Origin of the sequence: Chryseobacterium culicis (assembly GCF_002979755.1) — a bacterium.
GTDB classification, from domain to species: Bacteria; Bacteroidota; Bacteroidia; order Flavobacteriales; family Weeksellaceae; genus Chryseobacterium; species Chryseobacterium culicis_A.
The window spans coordinates 1,783,546-1,797,928 of sequence record NZ_PCPP01000001.1; the positions used below are offsets into that span (position 1 = coordinate 1,783,546).

Genomic DNA, 14,383 nt, shown 5'->3' on the forward strand with positions numbered 1-14,383 from the left:
CAAAATCCACTATTATTATGAACGAAATCGATGCAATGATTACAGGAATGTCTACCGCTGTACCTCAGGCGATCACCACGCAGGTAAGTGCACATTCTACGGGAGCAATGCAGATCAATTCTGCCTTGAACCAGCAGCGAAATAATATGACTGCCATGAGCAATTATGTCATGGGCTTAAAAAAAATGAGTCCAAAGAATATGAAAATAAAGGAACTGGAGACCATTAGAAAAGAACGTTTCTAATTTCAGTTTTATTACTACAGATGCGGTCTGTTTCCTGCAAAGATGAAAGCTGGTGCCCTCAATATATACAATCAGGTCAACATTTATCCTGCACCGCCTTTCAGATGCTGCCCATGTACAAAACAATCATTCAGAATCCATCTTTAGCCCAAAGGAATCCAGCATTGTCAGCATACCCGCAGTAGAAATTTATTTTTAAGACAGATATTAAAAATAAAGACCGCATCCTTTTATCAGAAAAAATAGGCTTTAAACTCGCGCAGATTTTACAGAGAGGGTTTCAATCATTGTATTCAGAGCCACCCTTCAGATTTAAATATTCATAACTATCACCTGTCTATATCAATGTCTTTGAAATGTATTCATCTGAAGATCTGTGGTGAGTTTAAAAACTCAAATAGTAAACTAGTTTACCTCAAATAATTATTAACCGAGATCAGATCTCAACAAAAACAATTACAATTATGCCAGTTAATGAACAAATCACAGACGCAGTAACGCAATCTAACGTGAAAGTAGTAGGAGAATCTCCTGCAATGGCTTTAGCCAACGTGTACCAATCTGCTGCACATTCTACAGGAATTATGTTTGAAAATGCAGTAAACGCACAAAACCAACAGAATATTTTAGGTCAGGCAGCTACTACTCAGGGTATTCTGCAGATCTATAGCCTGGACACGGTAGCAGATGCAGTTTCTATTGCAAAGATTCTTAAGCCGTAGTTTTTAACTTTTTCGAAAAAAGTTATTATCCCAGCCGGAAAATCCGGTCGTTTTTTAACCTAATAAACTATAATCATTATGCCAGTTAATGAACAAATCACAGATGCAGTAACGCAGTCGAACGTAAAGGTAGTAGCAGAATCTCCTGCAATGGCTTTAGCCAACGTATACCAATCTGCTGCGCACTCTACAGGAATCATGTTTGAAAATGCGATGACCGCTCAAAACCAGCATAACATCGTAACGCAGGCAGCTACTACGCAGGGGATCTCTCAGATCTATACCAAGGATACGATAGCTGATGCCATTTCTATTGCTAAAATTCTTAAACCTTAATTAAAACAATTCTATAAAGCCGGAACAGCCGGTTATTTTAACCCCAATAAACAATAATCATTATGCCAGTAAACGAAAAAATCACAGACGCAGTAACACAATCAAACGTAAAAGTAGTAGCAGAATCTCCAGCAATGGCTTTGGCCAACGTATATCAATCTGCTGCACATTCTACAGGAATCATGTTTGAAAATGCAGTAAATACCCAAAACCAACAAAATATTGTTACCCAGGCAGCTACTACGCAGGGAATCACTCAGATCTACAGCCTGGATACGATAGCAGATGCGGTTTCAATGGCTAAAATCCTTAATCCGTAATCCATTTTTGCGAACAGCTTACATTTCATGATCCGAACAACCGGAAAATCCGGTTGTTTTTAACCTCAACTAAACAATAATCATTATGCCAGTAAACGAACAAATCACAGACGCAGTAACACAGTCGAACGTAAAAGTAGTTGCAGAATCTCCTGCAGTAGCTTTAAGCAACGTATATCAGACGGCAGCACATTCTACAGGAATTATGTTTGAAAACGCTGTGAGTGCACAAAACCAGCAGAACATTGTTACCCAGGCAGCTACTACACAAGGTATTGCACAGATCTACAGTCTGGATACCATAGCTGATGCGGTTTCTATGGCTAAAATCCTTAATCCATAATCCATTTGCGGACCTCTTTTAAAACTATTATCCAAACAGCCGGAAAATCCGGTACTTTTAACCCCAATAAACAATAATCATTATGCCAGTAAACGAACAAATCACAGACGCAGTAACGCAATCGAACGTAAAAGTAGTAGCAGAATCTCCTGCAATGGCTTTAAGTAACGTATATCAATCCGCTGCACATTCTACAGGAATTATGTTTGAAAATGCAGTGAATGCACAAAACCAGCAAAACATTTTAGGTCAGGCAGCCACTACTCAGGGTATTTTGCAGATCTATAGCCTGGACACTGTAGCAGATGCAGTTTCTATTGCTAAAGTATTGAATCCTAAATTATAGTGTGTTTTTAGATTTCTTGTGGTCAGGGAGTACATCATGTACTCCCTGACTCTTTTTTGGATGCAGACTATTTGTCGAATAATACAATTTCATCAGGATCTATCACCTTATTTTGTACGGCATAAATAACCAGTCCTGCCATATTTTTCACGCCTGTTTTAATCATCAGGTTGGTTTTATGTGTTTCTACGGTTTTCGGAGAAATAAAAAGAGAATCAGCAATTTCCTTGGTGCTGAGCTGCTGGCAAACCAATCGTAAAACATCTATTTCTCTTTCGGTGAGTTCATTCCTGGAAAACGCATGAAATTCCGGGAGTTTATTCGAAAGCTGAGTTCTCATGACATCAATCTGGTCATTGGAGAAATAATGTCCTGTGTGGTGAACGGTTTTGATGACAGCCAATAATTCTTCTAATTCAATTTCTTTAGGCAAAAAAGCATGGGCTCCCATTTTCAACATTTGTCCCATGAATGAACGGCGGTAGAAGCTGGAAAGAACAATAATTTTTGTTTCCAATTCTCTTTTGGTGAGTTCAGCCATTACTTCCAGACCGTCACCATTTGTCATTCTCAGATCCAGAATCAGAATATCTATGGTTACGGAATTTTGTTGTGTGAGAAACTGATGTCCACCTGTTGATGTCATTACAACCTGATAGTCACCATTATTTTCAATATAATTTTTTAAAAGCTGTACAAACAGCAGGTCGTCATCTACAATTCCGATTTTAATTTTCGAGTGTTCCATGTTTATTTTTTTATTGTATGGCCATACAGGCTATGAATTTTGTTCCTTTTTCGGGTTCTGTTTTAAGTTTATAGATTGCTTTAATTTTTTGTGCTCTTGACTGAATATTCCTCAGACCAATACCTCCGGAATGGGTTTCTACGATAAATCCACGCCCGTTATCTTCTATGGTTAATATCAGATAATTCTGAGAGATTCTTAAGGACACCTCAACTCTGGTAGCTTCAGCATGTTTTAAAATATTGGTCATCAATTCCTGCAGGATTCTGAAAAGATTCAGTTTTACAGGATTACTGATGGGTGTTCTTATCGTAATATGGCGAAAAATGACTTCTATGCTTTTATTGACCTGATCAAGATAATCGGCAATTAAATCCTCCAGCTCAATCTCATCAAGATCAGGTGGGGTAAGATTATGGGATAATTCGCGTATCAGCTGCATAGATTTTTTTAAATCACGATTAAGCTCTTCCGGTTTTTTATCATTAAGGTTCAAGCGGATAAGATTCAACTGTGAAATAATATTATCATGAAGTTCTTCTGCCAGACGTTCCCTGTCCTGTTCCTGTAAAAGCAGCATATTCTCCCAATATTCATTTTTTGTATTCCGAACCATTCGGGAAACCTTCTGTTTATTTTTTTTAATACTATTTAAATAACTAATAACCAATAATGTAATGAATAATGTTGTTAAAAAAAACAGTCCAATTCCGATCCATATCCATACAACTATCTGATCCTGATTTTCCCAACGCCACATCCCAGATTAATAAAAGCAATATAAAAAAACAATAGCAGGAAACCTCTGAAAAGCCAGATAGGAGCTACCCAGTTCAGATGGTTGCTGATTAAAAAATTATAGGTAGTGGATATGAGACATTCGATAGAAAAAAACAAGAAAACAATGATATTTACGATAAACATATCCCTATCTGTCCTACCTTCCCTTATGATCTTCATAAAATAAGAGGAGGCATAGCTACAAATAATAATACTGGTGATAATATTGGAATAAAAAGTAATCTGTGTATCTCCTTGTACATACAACACATTCGTAAGTAACACCAATATTGCATAACAATAGATCATCCATCTCAGCTCACGGGAAAGCTGGATATAATAATTGCTATAGATCACCGTAAGAATCATCAAACCAAAAAACTGGCTTAATGTATAATTGTAGGTATTGAAAGTATTTAACTTCATCAGCCTTCCGGCTAAGTCTGTCAGCTCCAGCATAAATTCTCCTGAAAGAAGTATGATCACAGGAAGTTTCGTTTTTCCCCTTTCTTTTATCAATAGAATCAGCCCTGTACATAAGACCAGGTTAATAATGATCTGTAAGTACAGGGATAAACTGTTATACGAAAACACTGGTGCTTACCTTCAAAAGTTGATAATCATTAAGAGTATCAATAATGGTAAAAGGAGGTCTTGGAGTAGAATAATTTTCTGCGGTTTCACTCATATGATCAATCGCCAGACTTTTCATGGTAATAATTTCGATATGATAAGGAAAATCTGCATCCTTTTTTTCTAAATCATCAGTAAGTCCAAAGAAACTGGCACACGTCTGTCCGCCTGCAATTCCCATTTTTTCATAATCTGAAAACGGAATGGAAATAAGCTGAAAGATATCTTCTTTTTTCTGAGCCTTCAGCCATGAAGTACTAAACATATTCCATCTGAAACTACGGTTAATAGCAGCTTCTGATGTGATTGGAGGAACATTTACTGCAATATCGTTACTGCTTTCTATTTTTGATTCATTGAACTCAAGTAAAAAATCTTTAGTAATGATGGTACTGAAATTGGCATCTTTATCGCTTTTAGAATCAATCAGGAAAAATTTCAGCTGATCTTCATGAATCCCTACATAAGCATGAATCATTGGGAGCTCTGCAGTTCCAAGGTTTCTCTTCCATTGTTCAATCTCTTCCCCTGAAACACTGAAGTGAGTTCCCTGATTCAAATAATTCAAAATTTCTTTACCATTTGTATCAATTCCGTTTTTATAAGAATCAACAAGATTTTTCCATTTTCTGATGGCTTTAAAGATGTTTTCAGTAGTCATGATAATATTTATTTGTGAATGATAATTATTTTATGTGTTGAAATTTACAAAAAAAACAGACTGCTATTTATTTTTAAATCACATTCAAGTGGAAAATAAAATATAATGAAGTTAAAATGACTATTTCTTCTTTTTTTCATAAAATTAAATGAGAAACACCTCCTATCTTTGCATCAGAAACCTCCTCATTTAAATAAAAACCAGCGTATGATTCCATTTCACGAGCTTATATTTTTCATTCTGGCTGCACTCATCTTAGTGATCAGCCCCGGACCCAATATGATTTACCTCATTTCAAAGTCTATAACACAGGGGAAAAAGTCAGGTTTTATCTCATTAACCGGAGTAGTATGCGGGTTTTTATTTCATATCATCATGGTTTCTTTTGGTCTGACCGCTGTTTTACTGGCTGTACCATTCGCTTATACCGTTCTTAAAGCAGTGGGAACGCTGTATCTTTTATATCTTGCCTATCAGGCGATCAAACCCAATGGCAGAAATATTTTTGATGTTGATAAAAGCAGTTCTCATGACAGTCCCAAAAAGCTTTTTACCATTGGTTTTTTAACGAATGTCCTGAATCCAAAAGTGGCAGTCTTTTATCTCTCTTTCTTCCCTCAGTTCATCAAACCTGAGTATGGTTCCGTATTCATACAAAGCCTGGAGCTTGGTGTTATTCAGGTTCTGATCAGCTTCAGCATTAATTTTATCATTGTATTAGCTGCTGCAAGAGTTTCCTTATTCTTTTCCAATAATCCGGTCTGGATAAAAGTCCAGAAATGGTTTATGGCCAGCGTACTGACTTATCTGGCGATAAAAATGGCATTTTCTAAAGCAAAATAAAATCCGGAACAGGTTTCTTTCTGTTCCGAATTCTGTTGTATATTCATATAAAATCTGACTTGGAGAAAGCATCATGGTTATGCACCGCGAATTTGAGATTAATATTCGGAGTGTAAAACCGTGAAAATACGTAATTTTACCATTGCGTATTATCCTCATCACAACAGGTTTAAAGATGAAACAGACCATTCCCACTTATGATTTAAACGGTATTTCCCATCATCAGTTCCATGTCAAAAGAATGGATAAAAGTACTCAGGAAGCTGAGGATATTCTTTTGGACAAAGGAATACACCGGGACAGTCACTATATTTTTACCTGTATGGAAAGCGGACATGTAAGAATGATGGTGGATTTTAAAACGATTGAAGCCAAAGATTCCACTCTTTTCTGTGTATTACCGGGACAGGTACATCAGGGACTTTTAATGAAAGACGTCTGTGGGTGGTTTGTCGCGGTAAAAGCAGAGCTTGTTCCTGAGGCAGTACGTACTTTTTTTGATGAATCTCTGGGGGAAATACAACCGCTGGCTCTGGATAAAAACTTGGTTAAAAAACTCAATACCACAGCCAATATCCTTCATACTTCCTATACCAACGAAATGCTTTCATCTAAAGAGGGATTTCTGGTGGTTCAGTCATTACTGAATGCATTTCTTGGGATGTTTGCTTTGCTGTATTCCCAGAAAAACAGGTCCCAGGCTTCCAGTGAAAGCCGATCTGTGCAACTCTCAAGAGCCTTCAGAGGTTTAGTTCGAAGAGATTTTAAAACCCTGAAAAGTCCATCAGAATATGCAGAGATTTTAAATATTACAAGAGGATATTTAACCGAAGCGGTTCGTGAAGTAACAGGAAAACCCGCACAACACTGGATTCATCAGGAAATTTTAATTGAAGCTAAAAGATTACTGGTCTTTACTCATCTGAGCGTAAAAGAAGTAGCCTATGAACTGGGCTACAGTGATCACACCTACTTCAGCCGTTTATTCTCCAAACTGGAAGACCAGTCTCCGTCGGAGTTCAGAAATCAACACCAATAACACAAACCACGAATAGTCCAATTAATTCCCCGAAACAGCTATCGGTATTTTCTTATTTTGCAACGTCCTTTGCAATAAAAATGATTTATGCCAAGCCTACCAAAATGGATCAATGACACAGTAGAAAATGTTTGGTCCTCAAAATTTAAAGAATGTACTGTTACTCATATAGAAAAAATTACGGAAGACCTTTGCCGTATACGTTTTGAAACAGATTTACAGGAAGTTCCCTATGAACCTGCCTACGCCATAGGAATAAGGATTAACGACCGGGATTTCCGGAATTATTCTCCTTATAATTTCAACAGGGAAGCAGGAACTTTTGATATTTTATTTCATCTTCATGACATTTCTGCCGCCGGAAGTCATTTTGTAACCCAATTGACTCAAGGAGATTCTGTAAAACTTCTAATGCCCAGAGGAAAACAGTTCTTTGCTCCTGATGCAAAAATTCATTTTTCTGTGGGAGATGAAACCTCTTTGGGAAGTTCTCTTTCCCTCAAAGAAGCTGTGGAGGAATGTGGATCTTCATTCATTTGTCTTCATGAACTGGAAGAATGTTCCGCTCTTGAGAAACTCAATTTATATGGTTATCACAGTCCTAAAAATAATACCATGAGAATGATTGAAGCTTTGAATGACTTTCTGAGAGAAGAAAAAGAAGCCATTTACAATGATGATGCTGTGTTCTACCTTACCGGAAACGGAGGAAGAATGTCTTTAATCAGGAAATTCCTTAAAGCCAGAGGTGTTTCTCCCAAATGTATAAAATCCCAGGCGTATTGGATTGAAGGGAAAAAGGGTCTGTAAAAAGGAGCAACAACAATATTTTCACTTTAACAATGAAACTTTATCCGGTAATAAAAACCGATTATTATCGGATAAAGTGATCATTTTCTGTATCCTAAATCTCGTGCAGGTTATTGCTGTTTCCTTCCTAATTTATTCACCTTCTTCAGCCATTGAGCCCGCTGTTCATCCTTAGAATTCCGGATTATGCCTATATAAGTGAGTGTAACAGGTTTTACGCCACAGTATTCCAGTATAGATTTTTTAAGCTGATTCACACTGGGTCGGCCAAAAAACAACCGATAATACCAACCCGGTTGATCTAATGTTGTAATGATATGTGCTGTTTTACCTTTTAAAAGTTTATCCCACCAGACAGAATTTTCCCGATATTTATAAGCCATTCCCGGTAAGAAAAGACGATCTATGAATCCTTTCATCAAGGCAGGAAATCCGCCCCACCAAACGGGATGCACCCAAACCAAATGATCTGCCCATTGAATAATTTTCCAGGCTTTCATCAAATCCGGCTCCAGTTCCATTCTTTTCTGGTATCCAAACTGCAGATTGGGATTGAAATTTAAATCTCTTATGACGATTTCTTTTACTTCTGCTCCCGTTTCTACTGCTCCCAACCGATACGCTTCCGCAAGACCAAAATTGAAGGAATCTTTATGGGGATGTCCGTTGATGATTGCTATTCTTTTCATTGTGTGACATTGATATTAATTGAATCATAAGCATGAAGCTGTGCCATTAAAGATAAAGGGTCGTGCAGCTGATGGCTGAAGTAGACCTTGTTTTCATGGGGATTCCTCAACAGCTCTTCCGTGTGCAAAACAGCCGATAAAGCAGTCAGCTCTGCCTGTCCTTTTAAACTCTGAAGGCTCAGTTTCTTTTGTCCGGATGGATCTTCCACAACAATTTCAAAAACAGACTGATCCCCGTTCCCACTGGAACCGAAAATCATTTTTCTCTCTTTTAAAGATAAAATATTGTAGATCCTCAGGGATTGAAATGCGCCCAGCAACCAGGTAATGAATTTTGAATTATAAGTCATTTTCACACTCACATCGGAAATTCTTTCCACCTTATTAAGAATATACAGATCAGGCACATCAAAATTATAAGCATTTCTCTTACCAATTCCAAAGGAAAAATTAAAAGCTTCCGTATCTAAAAAATGTCTGATAGAAACTGGCCTGTCGTTTTGATAATACACAAAAGGAACCGCTACATTTTCTGCCATAAAGTGAGCTGAACTCTCTCCTGCCAGATCTTTCACAGAATAGTATACAAAGAGCTTTACTTCATTGATATCCCCTGAATCTGAAAGGGCATTCACCAATCCTGGGACAATCCCGCCCATCCATCCTGAACTGAATACAATTCTGCTGTTCACGTCTGTTTTTCCGGCAATAGCATAAGCTTTTACCAAAGCCGGAGTAGGTTTTGTGATATCCAGATAATCTATTCGATGAGTAATCGCGAAACGAAGTATATGATCTTCTTTATCATTCACAGAAAGAATGATGAGGTTTATTTTTTTTTCTACAATAACCTTAAATGAGGAAGGATCTGTAACATCAATCCTTAGGTCCTTATCTGTTTTTCCTCCTTTTCTTCCACCAATAAAAACATTGATATGAGGATTTCTTGATTTGAGAATGCGGGAAATAGTTTTTCCTACCAATCCATTTCCTCCGATAATTAAAATATTCTGCTCCATAACTTTTTTTGACAAAAGTAAAGCGCTCCTATTTCAATGAGCAGGACAAATGTCTAAAAAGAAATTTCCTTTCTGATACGGCTTAAATGGCGTTGGGTAATTCCCAGATAAGAAGATAAATACTGCAGTGGAATATTCTGAATATAGTCAGGATGATTCTTTAATAATGTTTCATATCGTTGCGCTGCACTGTCTCTCTGAAGCTGAAAAAAACGTGTTTCAAGTTCAAGATATTCCTGCTCTGCAATGATCTTCAAAAATTTCGTCCAGCTGGTGCTGTTCTTTACCAACTCATCTACTGCTTCTTTTTTAAGAATAATCAGTTCTGCATTGGTAATAGCCTGCATACTTTCTTTACTGGGACAACCTGAAACAAATGATGAATAGGCAGCAATCATATGATTGGGAAATCTGAAGCAATAGGTCATGTCTTTTCCTTCATCTGAAGTATAAAAAGAACGGAAAATACCGGATTTCACCAATCCTACTTCTTTGCAAAGTTCTCCTTCCTGTATGAAATAATCATTTTTATTAACGAGTCTTAACTCGGAAAATTTCAGGAATTCTTCAATTTCATCTTCTGAAAACAGATTAAAGCTTCTAAAGTAATCATGTATCATTATTCTTCAAATTAAGTGCATTCTAATGAAACACGAAAATAGATAAAAGATGAATGCAACATGCTTTATAAACGCGAAGTTTTCATTTTTTCTAAGATTTTATTTTAAGTGAGCAAAGATGAGATCATTTTCATTGATCCTTTTTAAGCGAATGTATTGCCATACAAGTTTCAATTAATAGCAAAAAAAAATCATCTCAGGACGAGATGATCAACCGTTTTGAATTTACTTGAGTTATTTATGAAGATATGAATGATGTTTTGTTGTAACAAAGATAAGTCAGTCCCGGTTTTTATCCATCAGTGGAATCCCTAGAATTATATCCGTAAAAATACGGTTGTATAAAAAGAAAAGCCCTGCAGGAAATACCTTACAGGACTTTGGTTTATCTAACAATTCTTCTGTTTATTGTTTAGAATTCAAAATTTAAAGTAATGATTATCATCTACTTTCCATCCTGAACTTATCTTGATTAAAGAGGGCTTACCAATTGCAGGAACCATTCTTTAACTTCTCCATCTAAATGAGGAGCCAGCTTTTCTTCACAGGTTTTATGGTAACCATTCAGCCATGCAATTTCATTTTCTGAAAGAATTTCCTTCACTACAGTTTCTTTAAAGAATGGGCAGAATGTCAATGTTTCAAACTCATAGAATGTTCCGTGAATTGTTTTTTCTGCTTCTTTTACTGCGATCAGGTTTTCATGGCGAATTCCATAATGACCTTCAAGATAGTATCCAGGTTCGTTTGAACAAACCATTCCCGGAAGAAGTTCCTGAGGGTTCAGGTCTTTTCTGATGTTTTGTGGTCCTTCGTGTACATTCATGAAGCTTCCTACCCCATGTCCTGTTCCGTGGTTGAAGTCTTTACCTTCCATCCATAACGGAAGCCTTGCAATAGCATCAAGGTGTACCCCTTTTGTTCCTTTCGGGAATTTCACCATGGATAAACGGATCAATCCCTGTAATACCAATGTTGAATTTCTTTTAAACTCTTCTGAAGGTGTTCCTAAAGCAAAAGTTCTTGTAATATCTGTAGTTCCTTCAAGGTACTGACCTCCTGAGTCTACCAGGATTGTTTCCTCGTTGGTAACGTCTTTGCTTCCTTCTTTTTTGGCAGAATAATGCATGATTGCACCATTATCTTTATATCCTACGATAGATCCAAAGCTTTCTCCGACAAAATTTTCTCCTTCAGCACGGAAACCTCTCAGTTTTTCACCGATAGAATATTCATTCATTGCTTCTTTTCCAGCGTTGTGAGTTAACCAGTAAAGGAATTTCACCATCGCTACTCCATCTCTTACCATTACTGTTCTGAAACCTTCCAGCTCAGCTTCATTTTTCTGAGCTTTCATCAGATTTCCGGGAACCGGAGCTTTGATAAACTGATTGTCTGTTTTTAATGTTTCGAAAATCTGCTGGTTGCTGTTTGGAGAAACCAATACTTTTTCATTTTTGAAGGTCTTCAGGTAATTGTAGAATTCTTCGTACGGCATCATTTTCACAAAGGCATCATCCATTTGTTTTCTTGCTGCCACTTCCATTTTTTCCAATCCTGTGAACAATACCGCATCATTTTTAGTAATCACGATATATCCTAAAAATACAGGATTGCTGTCTACATCACTTCCTCTCAGGTTCAGTGTCCAGGCTACATCATCCAGACTTGAGATAATATGTACGGTAGCTTCCTGTTCTTCCATTTTCTGACGGATTGCAGAAATTTTATCGGATACCGATTTCCCTGCTCTTTCTACCGGATGTACAAAAATTGGGTTGGCAGATGGAGTTCCTCTTTCTTTCCAAACTTCTTTTAAAAGTGGAAAATCTACCAGCGTAATATTTTTTGAATTCAATTTTTGAGAAAGCAATTCCCAGTTTGCATTGGAAGCTGCCACAGCATTTACCGCCACTTTACCGCCGGAAGGAATCACTGAAATAATCCAGTCGATATAATTGGGAGTTCCTTCCATACCATCTTTGAAAAGGTCGATTCCTGAACCATCCAGCTCAATAGCAGCTTGAGTAAAGTATCTTCCGTCTGTCCAAAGCCCTGCTTTGTCATTGGTAACCACCACAAAACCAGCAGAACCTAGGAAACCTGACAGCCAAGCTCTCTCCTGCCATTCTTCAGGAAGGTATTCACTCATATGCGGGTCTGCAGAATATACTATAAATGCATCAACATTATTTTTCTGCATTTCTTCACGAAGTGCAGCAACTTTTTCCTTTGAAGTCATTATTTTTATTTTTAACCACCGAAAGTTACAAAAAATTTGATGTCTGAAGGGCAAATCTACTGCCTATTTTGCTTAATAATCTGTTATTTTTAATGGGCTTAAAAAAATCAAACCCTTAAACATATTCAATAAAAAAAATCATTTTCAAGTAAAAAAAACTACCACATTATCAAAATAATAAATTTTTGGAAGGATTATTGCTTCATTCTACTTCATGGAACAGCAAAACTACAATAACCACAGGAAATTTTATCCGCCACATCATTTTATTTATCTTCCATTGCTTATTATATTGGAGATTTTAGGAATTTACAAAATCTGGGATGATCCTGGAAATCAGCTGGTCTGGATACTATTTTCTGTTGTGATTTTTTTGCTTTTTTATCTGGCATTTATGACACGGCAGCATTATGCACTGGGACTTCAAAACCGGATGGTAATTCTGGAGTTTAAGCAGCGTTATTTCGAGATTTTCAATAAAAGATCTGATGAAACTGCTGAAAAACTGAGATTTGACCAGATTGCTGCCTTGAGATTTACCTATGATGATGAATTCAAAGAGCTTTTATACAGAGCGCTTCATGAAAACATCTCAGGAGACGAAATTAAAAGGTCTATCAAAAAATGGAGAGCTGACCGACTCAGAATCTAGCACACCCACAAAATATATACCTATGAAAAAATGGAGCTTTTACAGTATTACAATATTAATGTTGTTGACACTTACAAGTTGTGAAGCCGTAGAAACGATTTTTAAGGCAGGAATGTGGTGGGGAATAATCTTAGTCTGTGTAATAGTAGGGATTCTTTTACTGATTTTTTCGAAGGGTAAAAACTCTTAACCATGTTTTATGGAGAAGAATACAGATTTGGAGATCATTTCTCACCTTAAGCCTTCAAAAATTGTTAAAATAATGAAGGATCCGGAAGCTTCTGCAAAGGCGGTACATCTCGTATATACCACCGATGCAGAAACCGACGGAATTACCCGTAAGAAAACCGGAAACACATATTCCTATTATAAAGACGGCAAAAAGATAAAGAACAAGGAAGAAATTACCAGAATCAACAGTCTGGTTATTCCGCCTGCCTGGGAAAATGTATGGATCTGTGCTCTTGATAACGGCCACCTTCAGGCAACAGGCTTTGATGTCAAAAAAAGAAAACAATACCGCTACCATCCTCTTTGGAGCGCTTTAAGAAATCACACTAAATTTTACAGAATGCTTCAGTTCGGGTATGCGCTACCGGACATCCGGCTGCAAATAGAACAGGATCTGGTGCTGAGAAATTTTGAAAAACGAAAGATTCTGGCTTTAATTGTAAGCCTTATGCAAAGAACCAATATCCGTATTGGTAATAATGTATATGAAAAATTATATGGTTCTTTTGGCCTGACCACTTTAAAGGATAAACATGTAAAGGTAAACGGGCAGAAAATCATTTTTTCTTTTAAAGGAAAGAAAGGTATTATGCATCATATTGATCTCAAAAGTAAAAGGCTGGCGAGGCTGGTTCAGAAATGCAAGGATATTCCCGGAAAAGAGCTTTTCCAGTATTTTGATGATGAGGGAAATCGGCATTCCATAGATTCCGGAATGGTAAACGATTATATTAAAGAAATAAGCGGTGAGGATTTTACGGCAAAAGATTTCAGAACATGGTCCGGAACGGTAAGTGCTCTGATTGCTTTTAAAGAAATCGGGTATGCAGAAAATGATTCTCAGTATAAAAAGAAAGTAAAAGAAGCCCTGGATATCGTTGCAGAAAATCTGGGAAATACATCTGCTGTCTGTAGAAAATATTATGTTCATCCATTAGTCATCAATCTTTACGAGAACAATACCATCAAAAAATATCTTGATGAGCTGGAAGTTATTGAAGAAAATGACGGAAAAGCCGATCTGACAAAAGAGGAAAAGCTGGTGCTGAAAATTCTTGAAAACGAGAGAATGTAGGAAGTTTTCCAGTCAATAGTGAATGGCGA

At 37.0% G+C, this 14,383-nt stretch carries 19 protein-coding genes; 11 read left to right on the forward strand and 8 right to left on the reverse strand.

Translation table 11 applies throughout. The features are described from left to right. The first annotated feature begins 17 nt into the window (after positions 1–17). The 6 genes from CQ022_RS08065 to CQ022_RS08090 all read left to right on the forward strand — a co-directional run bounded on the left by CQ022_RS08065 (position 18) and on the right by CQ022_RS08090 (position 2,312). Complete coding sequence (locus tag CQ022_RS08065) at positions 18–245, forward strand: RebB family R body protein (protein ID WP_105680921.1); 228 nt, start codon at positions 18–20, stop codon at positions 243–245. 464 nt (positions 246–709) lie between these two features. Continuing rightward, a complete protein-coding gene (locus CQ022_RS08070; RefSeq protein ID WP_047378383.1) occupies positions 710–967 on the forward strand; it encodes a RebB family R body protein in 258 nt (85 codons plus the stop codon). 78 nt (positions 968–1,045) lie between these two features. Then, on the forward strand, positions 1,046–1,303 hold the full coding sequence (locus tag CQ022_RS08075; RefSeq protein ID WP_228421494.1) for a RebB family R body protein: 258 nt from the start codon (positions 1,046–1,048) through the stop codon (positions 1,301–1,303). Between the two features lie 62 nt (positions 1,304–1,365). Beyond that, positions 1,366–1,623, forward strand: coding sequence for a RebB family R body protein (locus tag CQ022_RS08080; RefSeq protein ID WP_047387826.1), 258 nt, complete (start codon positions 1,366–1,368; stop codon positions 1,621–1,623). A gap of 85 nt (positions 1,624–1,708) precedes the next feature. Further along, positions 1,709–1,966, forward strand: coding sequence for a RebB family R body protein (locus CQ022_RS08085; protein WP_047421299.1), 258 nt, complete (start codon positions 1,709–1,711; stop codon positions 1,964–1,966). Positions 1,967–2,048: 82 nt separating this feature from the next. Beyond that, the gene (locus tag CQ022_RS08090; protein ID WP_047378387.1) at positions 2,049–2,312 is read left to right on the forward strand and encodes a RebB family R body protein; all 264 of its coding nucleotides are present in this window, start codon (positions 2,049–2,051) and stop codon (positions 2,310–2,312) included. Positions 2,313–2,379: 67 nt separating this feature from the next. Here CQ022_RS08090 and CQ022_RS08095 read toward each other — a convergent pair whose 3' ends face one another. The 4 genes from CQ022_RS08095 to CQ022_RS08110 all read right to left on the reverse strand — a co-directional run bounded on the left by CQ022_RS08095 (position 2,380) and on the right by CQ022_RS08110 (position 5,134). After that, positions 2,380–3,060, reverse strand: coding sequence for a response regulator transcription factor (locus CQ022_RS08095; protein WP_105680924.1), 681 nt, complete (start codon positions 3,058–3,060; stop codon positions 2,380–2,382). Between the two features lie 10 nt (positions 3,061–3,070). Then, positions 3,071–3,676, reverse strand: a complete 606-nt coding sequence (locus tag CQ022_RS08100; protein ID WP_165791597.1) for a sensor histidine kinase — start codon at positions 3,674–3,676, stop codon at positions 3,071–3,073. Between the two features lie 113 nt (positions 3,677–3,789). After that, entirely contained in the window at positions 3,790–4,326 is a 537-nt protein-coding gene (locus tag CQ022_RS08105) for a hypothetical protein (RefSeq protein WP_123864406.1), read from the reverse strand. Positions 4,327–4,420: 94 nt separating this feature from the next. Further along, complete coding sequence (locus tag CQ022_RS08110) at positions 4,421–5,134, reverse strand: hypothetical protein (RefSeq protein WP_105680927.1); 714 nt, start codon at positions 5,132–5,134, stop codon at positions 4,421–4,423. Positions 5,135–5,341: 207 nt separating this feature from the next. Between CQ022_RS08110 and CQ022_RS08115 the strand changes: the two genes are divergently transcribed. From CQ022_RS08115 to CQ022_RS08125, 3 genes are all read left to right on the forward strand, one after another. Beyond that, on the forward strand, positions 5,342–5,977 hold the full coding sequence (locus tag CQ022_RS08115; RefSeq protein ID WP_105680928.1) for a LysE family translocator: 636 nt from the start codon (positions 5,342–5,344) through the stop codon (positions 5,975–5,977). A gap of 175 nt (positions 5,978–6,152) precedes the next feature. Then, on the forward strand, positions 6,153–7,016 hold the full coding sequence (locus CQ022_RS08120) for a helix-turn-helix domain-containing protein (RefSeq protein WP_105680929.1): 864 nt from the start codon (positions 6,153–6,155) through the stop codon (positions 7,014–7,016). A gap of 87 nt (positions 7,017–7,103) precedes the next feature. Then, positions 7,104–7,826 (forward strand): siderophore-interacting protein, encoded by a 723-nt coding sequence (locus CQ022_RS08125; RefSeq protein WP_105680930.1) that lies wholly within the window; start codon positions 7,104–7,106, stop codon positions 7,824–7,826. A gap of 110 nt (positions 7,827–7,936) precedes the next feature. Here CQ022_RS08125 and CQ022_RS08130 read toward each other — a convergent pair whose 3' ends face one another. The 4 genes from CQ022_RS08130 to CQ022_RS08145 all read right to left on the reverse strand — a co-directional run bounded on the left by CQ022_RS08130 (position 7,937) and on the right by CQ022_RS08145 (position 12,396). Further along, the gene (locus CQ022_RS08130; protein ID WP_105680931.1) at positions 7,937–8,515 is read right to left on the reverse strand and encodes an NAD(P)H-dependent oxidoreductase; all 579 of its coding nucleotides are present in this window, start codon (positions 8,513–8,515) and stop codon (positions 7,937–7,939) included. Further along, positions 8,512–9,534 carry a saccharopine dehydrogenase gene (locus CQ022_RS08135; RefSeq protein ID WP_105680932.1) on the reverse strand — a complete coding sequence of 341 codons (1,023 nt, stop codon included), beginning with the start codon at positions 9,532–9,534 and terminating at the stop codon, positions 8,512–8,514. Before CQ022_RS08135 ends, CQ022_RS08130 begins: the two co-directional genes overlap by 4 nt. A 53-nt stretch (positions 9,535–9,587) precedes the next feature. Then, positions 9,588–10,154 carry a Crp/Fnr family transcriptional regulator gene (locus tag CQ022_RS08140; RefSeq protein WP_105680933.1) on the reverse strand — a complete coding sequence of 189 codons (567 nt, stop codon included), beginning with the start codon at positions 10,152–10,154 and terminating at the stop codon, positions 9,588–9,590. Positions 10,155–10,626: 472 nt separating this feature from the next. Next, a complete protein-coding gene (locus tag CQ022_RS08145; RefSeq protein WP_105680934.1) occupies positions 10,627–12,396 on the reverse strand; it encodes an aminopeptidase P family protein in 1,770 nt (589 codons plus the stop codon). A 214-nt stretch (positions 12,397–12,610) separates the two neighbouring features. On the opposite strand from CQ022_RS08145, the gene CQ022_RS08150 reads away from it, so the two are divergent. Continuing rightward, positions 12,611–13,048, forward strand: coding sequence for a DUF6526 family protein (locus CQ022_RS08150; RefSeq protein WP_105680935.1), 438 nt, complete (start codon positions 12,611–12,613; stop codon positions 13,046–13,048). Between the two features lie 199 nt (positions 13,049–13,247). Next, positions 13,248–14,354, forward strand: a complete 1,107-nt coding sequence (locus CQ022_RS08160; RefSeq protein ID WP_105680936.1) for a DNA topoisomerase IB — start codon at positions 13,248–13,250, stop codon at positions 14,352–14,354. Positions 14,355–14,383: the final 29 nt, after the last annotated feature.

Excerpts from the sequence above, each read along its gene's own strand:
- CQ022_RS08095 (WP_105680924.1), bottom strand. The coding sequence starts at position 3,060 with ATGGAACACTCGAAAATTAAAATCGGAATTGTAGATGACGACCTGCTG.
- CQ022_RS08065 (WP_105680921.1), top strand. The coding sequence starts at position 18 with ATGAACGAAATCGATGCAATGATTACAGGAATGTCTACCGCTGTACCT.
- CQ022_RS08125 (WP_105680930.1), top strand. The coding sequence starts at position 7,104 with ATGCCAAGCCTACCAAAATGGATCAATGACACAGTAGAAAATGTTTGG.
- CQ022_RS08085 (WP_047421299.1), top strand. The coding sequence starts at position 1,709 with ATGCCAGTAAACGAACAAATCACAGACGCAGTAACACAGTCGAACGTA.
- CQ022_RS08120 (WP_105680929.1), top strand. The coding sequence starts at position 6,153 with ATGAAACAGACCATTCCCACTTATGATTTAAACGGTATTTCCCATCAT.
- CQ022_RS08110 (WP_105680927.1), bottom strand. The coding sequence starts at position 5,134 with ATGACTACTGAAAACATCTTTAAAGCCATCAGAAAATGGAAAAATCTT.
- CQ022_RS08080 (WP_047387826.1), top strand. The coding sequence starts at position 1,366 with ATGCCAGTAAACGAAAAAATCACAGACGCAGTAACACAATCAAACGTA.
- CQ022_RS08145 (WP_105680934.1), bottom strand. The coding sequence starts at position 12,396 with ATGACTTCAAAGGAAAAAGTTGCTGCACTTCGTGAAGAAATGCAGAAA.
- CQ022_RS08130 (WP_105680931.1), bottom strand. The coding sequence starts at position 8,515 with ATGAAAAGAATAGCAATCATCAACGGACATCCCCATAAAGATTCCTTC.
- CQ022_RS08115 (WP_105680928.1), top strand. The coding sequence starts at position 5,342 with ATGATTCCATTTCACGAGCTTATATTTTTCATTCTGGCTGCACTCATC.
- CQ022_RS08160 (WP_105680936.1), top strand. The coding sequence starts at position 13,248 with ATGGAGAAGAATACAGATTTGGAGATCATTTCTCACCTTAAGCCTTCA.
- CQ022_RS08090 (WP_047378387.1), top strand. The coding sequence starts at position 2,049 with ATGCCAGTAAACGAACAAATCACAGACGCAGTAACGCAATCGAACGTA.
- CQ022_RS08070 (WP_047378383.1), top strand. The coding sequence starts at position 710 with ATGCCAGTTAATGAACAAATCACAGACGCAGTAACGCAATCTAACGTG.
- CQ022_RS08150 (WP_105680935.1), top strand. The coding sequence starts at position 12,611 with ATGGAACAGCAAAACTACAATAACCACAGGAAATTTTATCCGCCACAT.
- CQ022_RS08100 (WP_165791597.1), bottom strand. The coding sequence starts at position 3,676 with ATGGTTCGGAATACAAAAAATGAATATTGGGAGAATATGCTGCTTTTA.
- CQ022_RS08075 (WP_228421494.1), top strand. The coding sequence starts at position 1,046 with ATGCCAGTTAATGAACAAATCACAGATGCAGTAACGCAGTCGAACGTA.
- CQ022_RS08135 (WP_105680932.1), bottom strand. The coding sequence starts at position 9,534 with ATGGAGCAGAATATTTTAATTATCGGAGGAAATGGATTGGTAGGAAAA.
- CQ022_RS08140 (WP_105680933.1), bottom strand. The coding sequence starts at position 10,154 with ATGATACATGATTACTTTAGAAGCTTTAATCTGTTTTCAGAAGATGAA.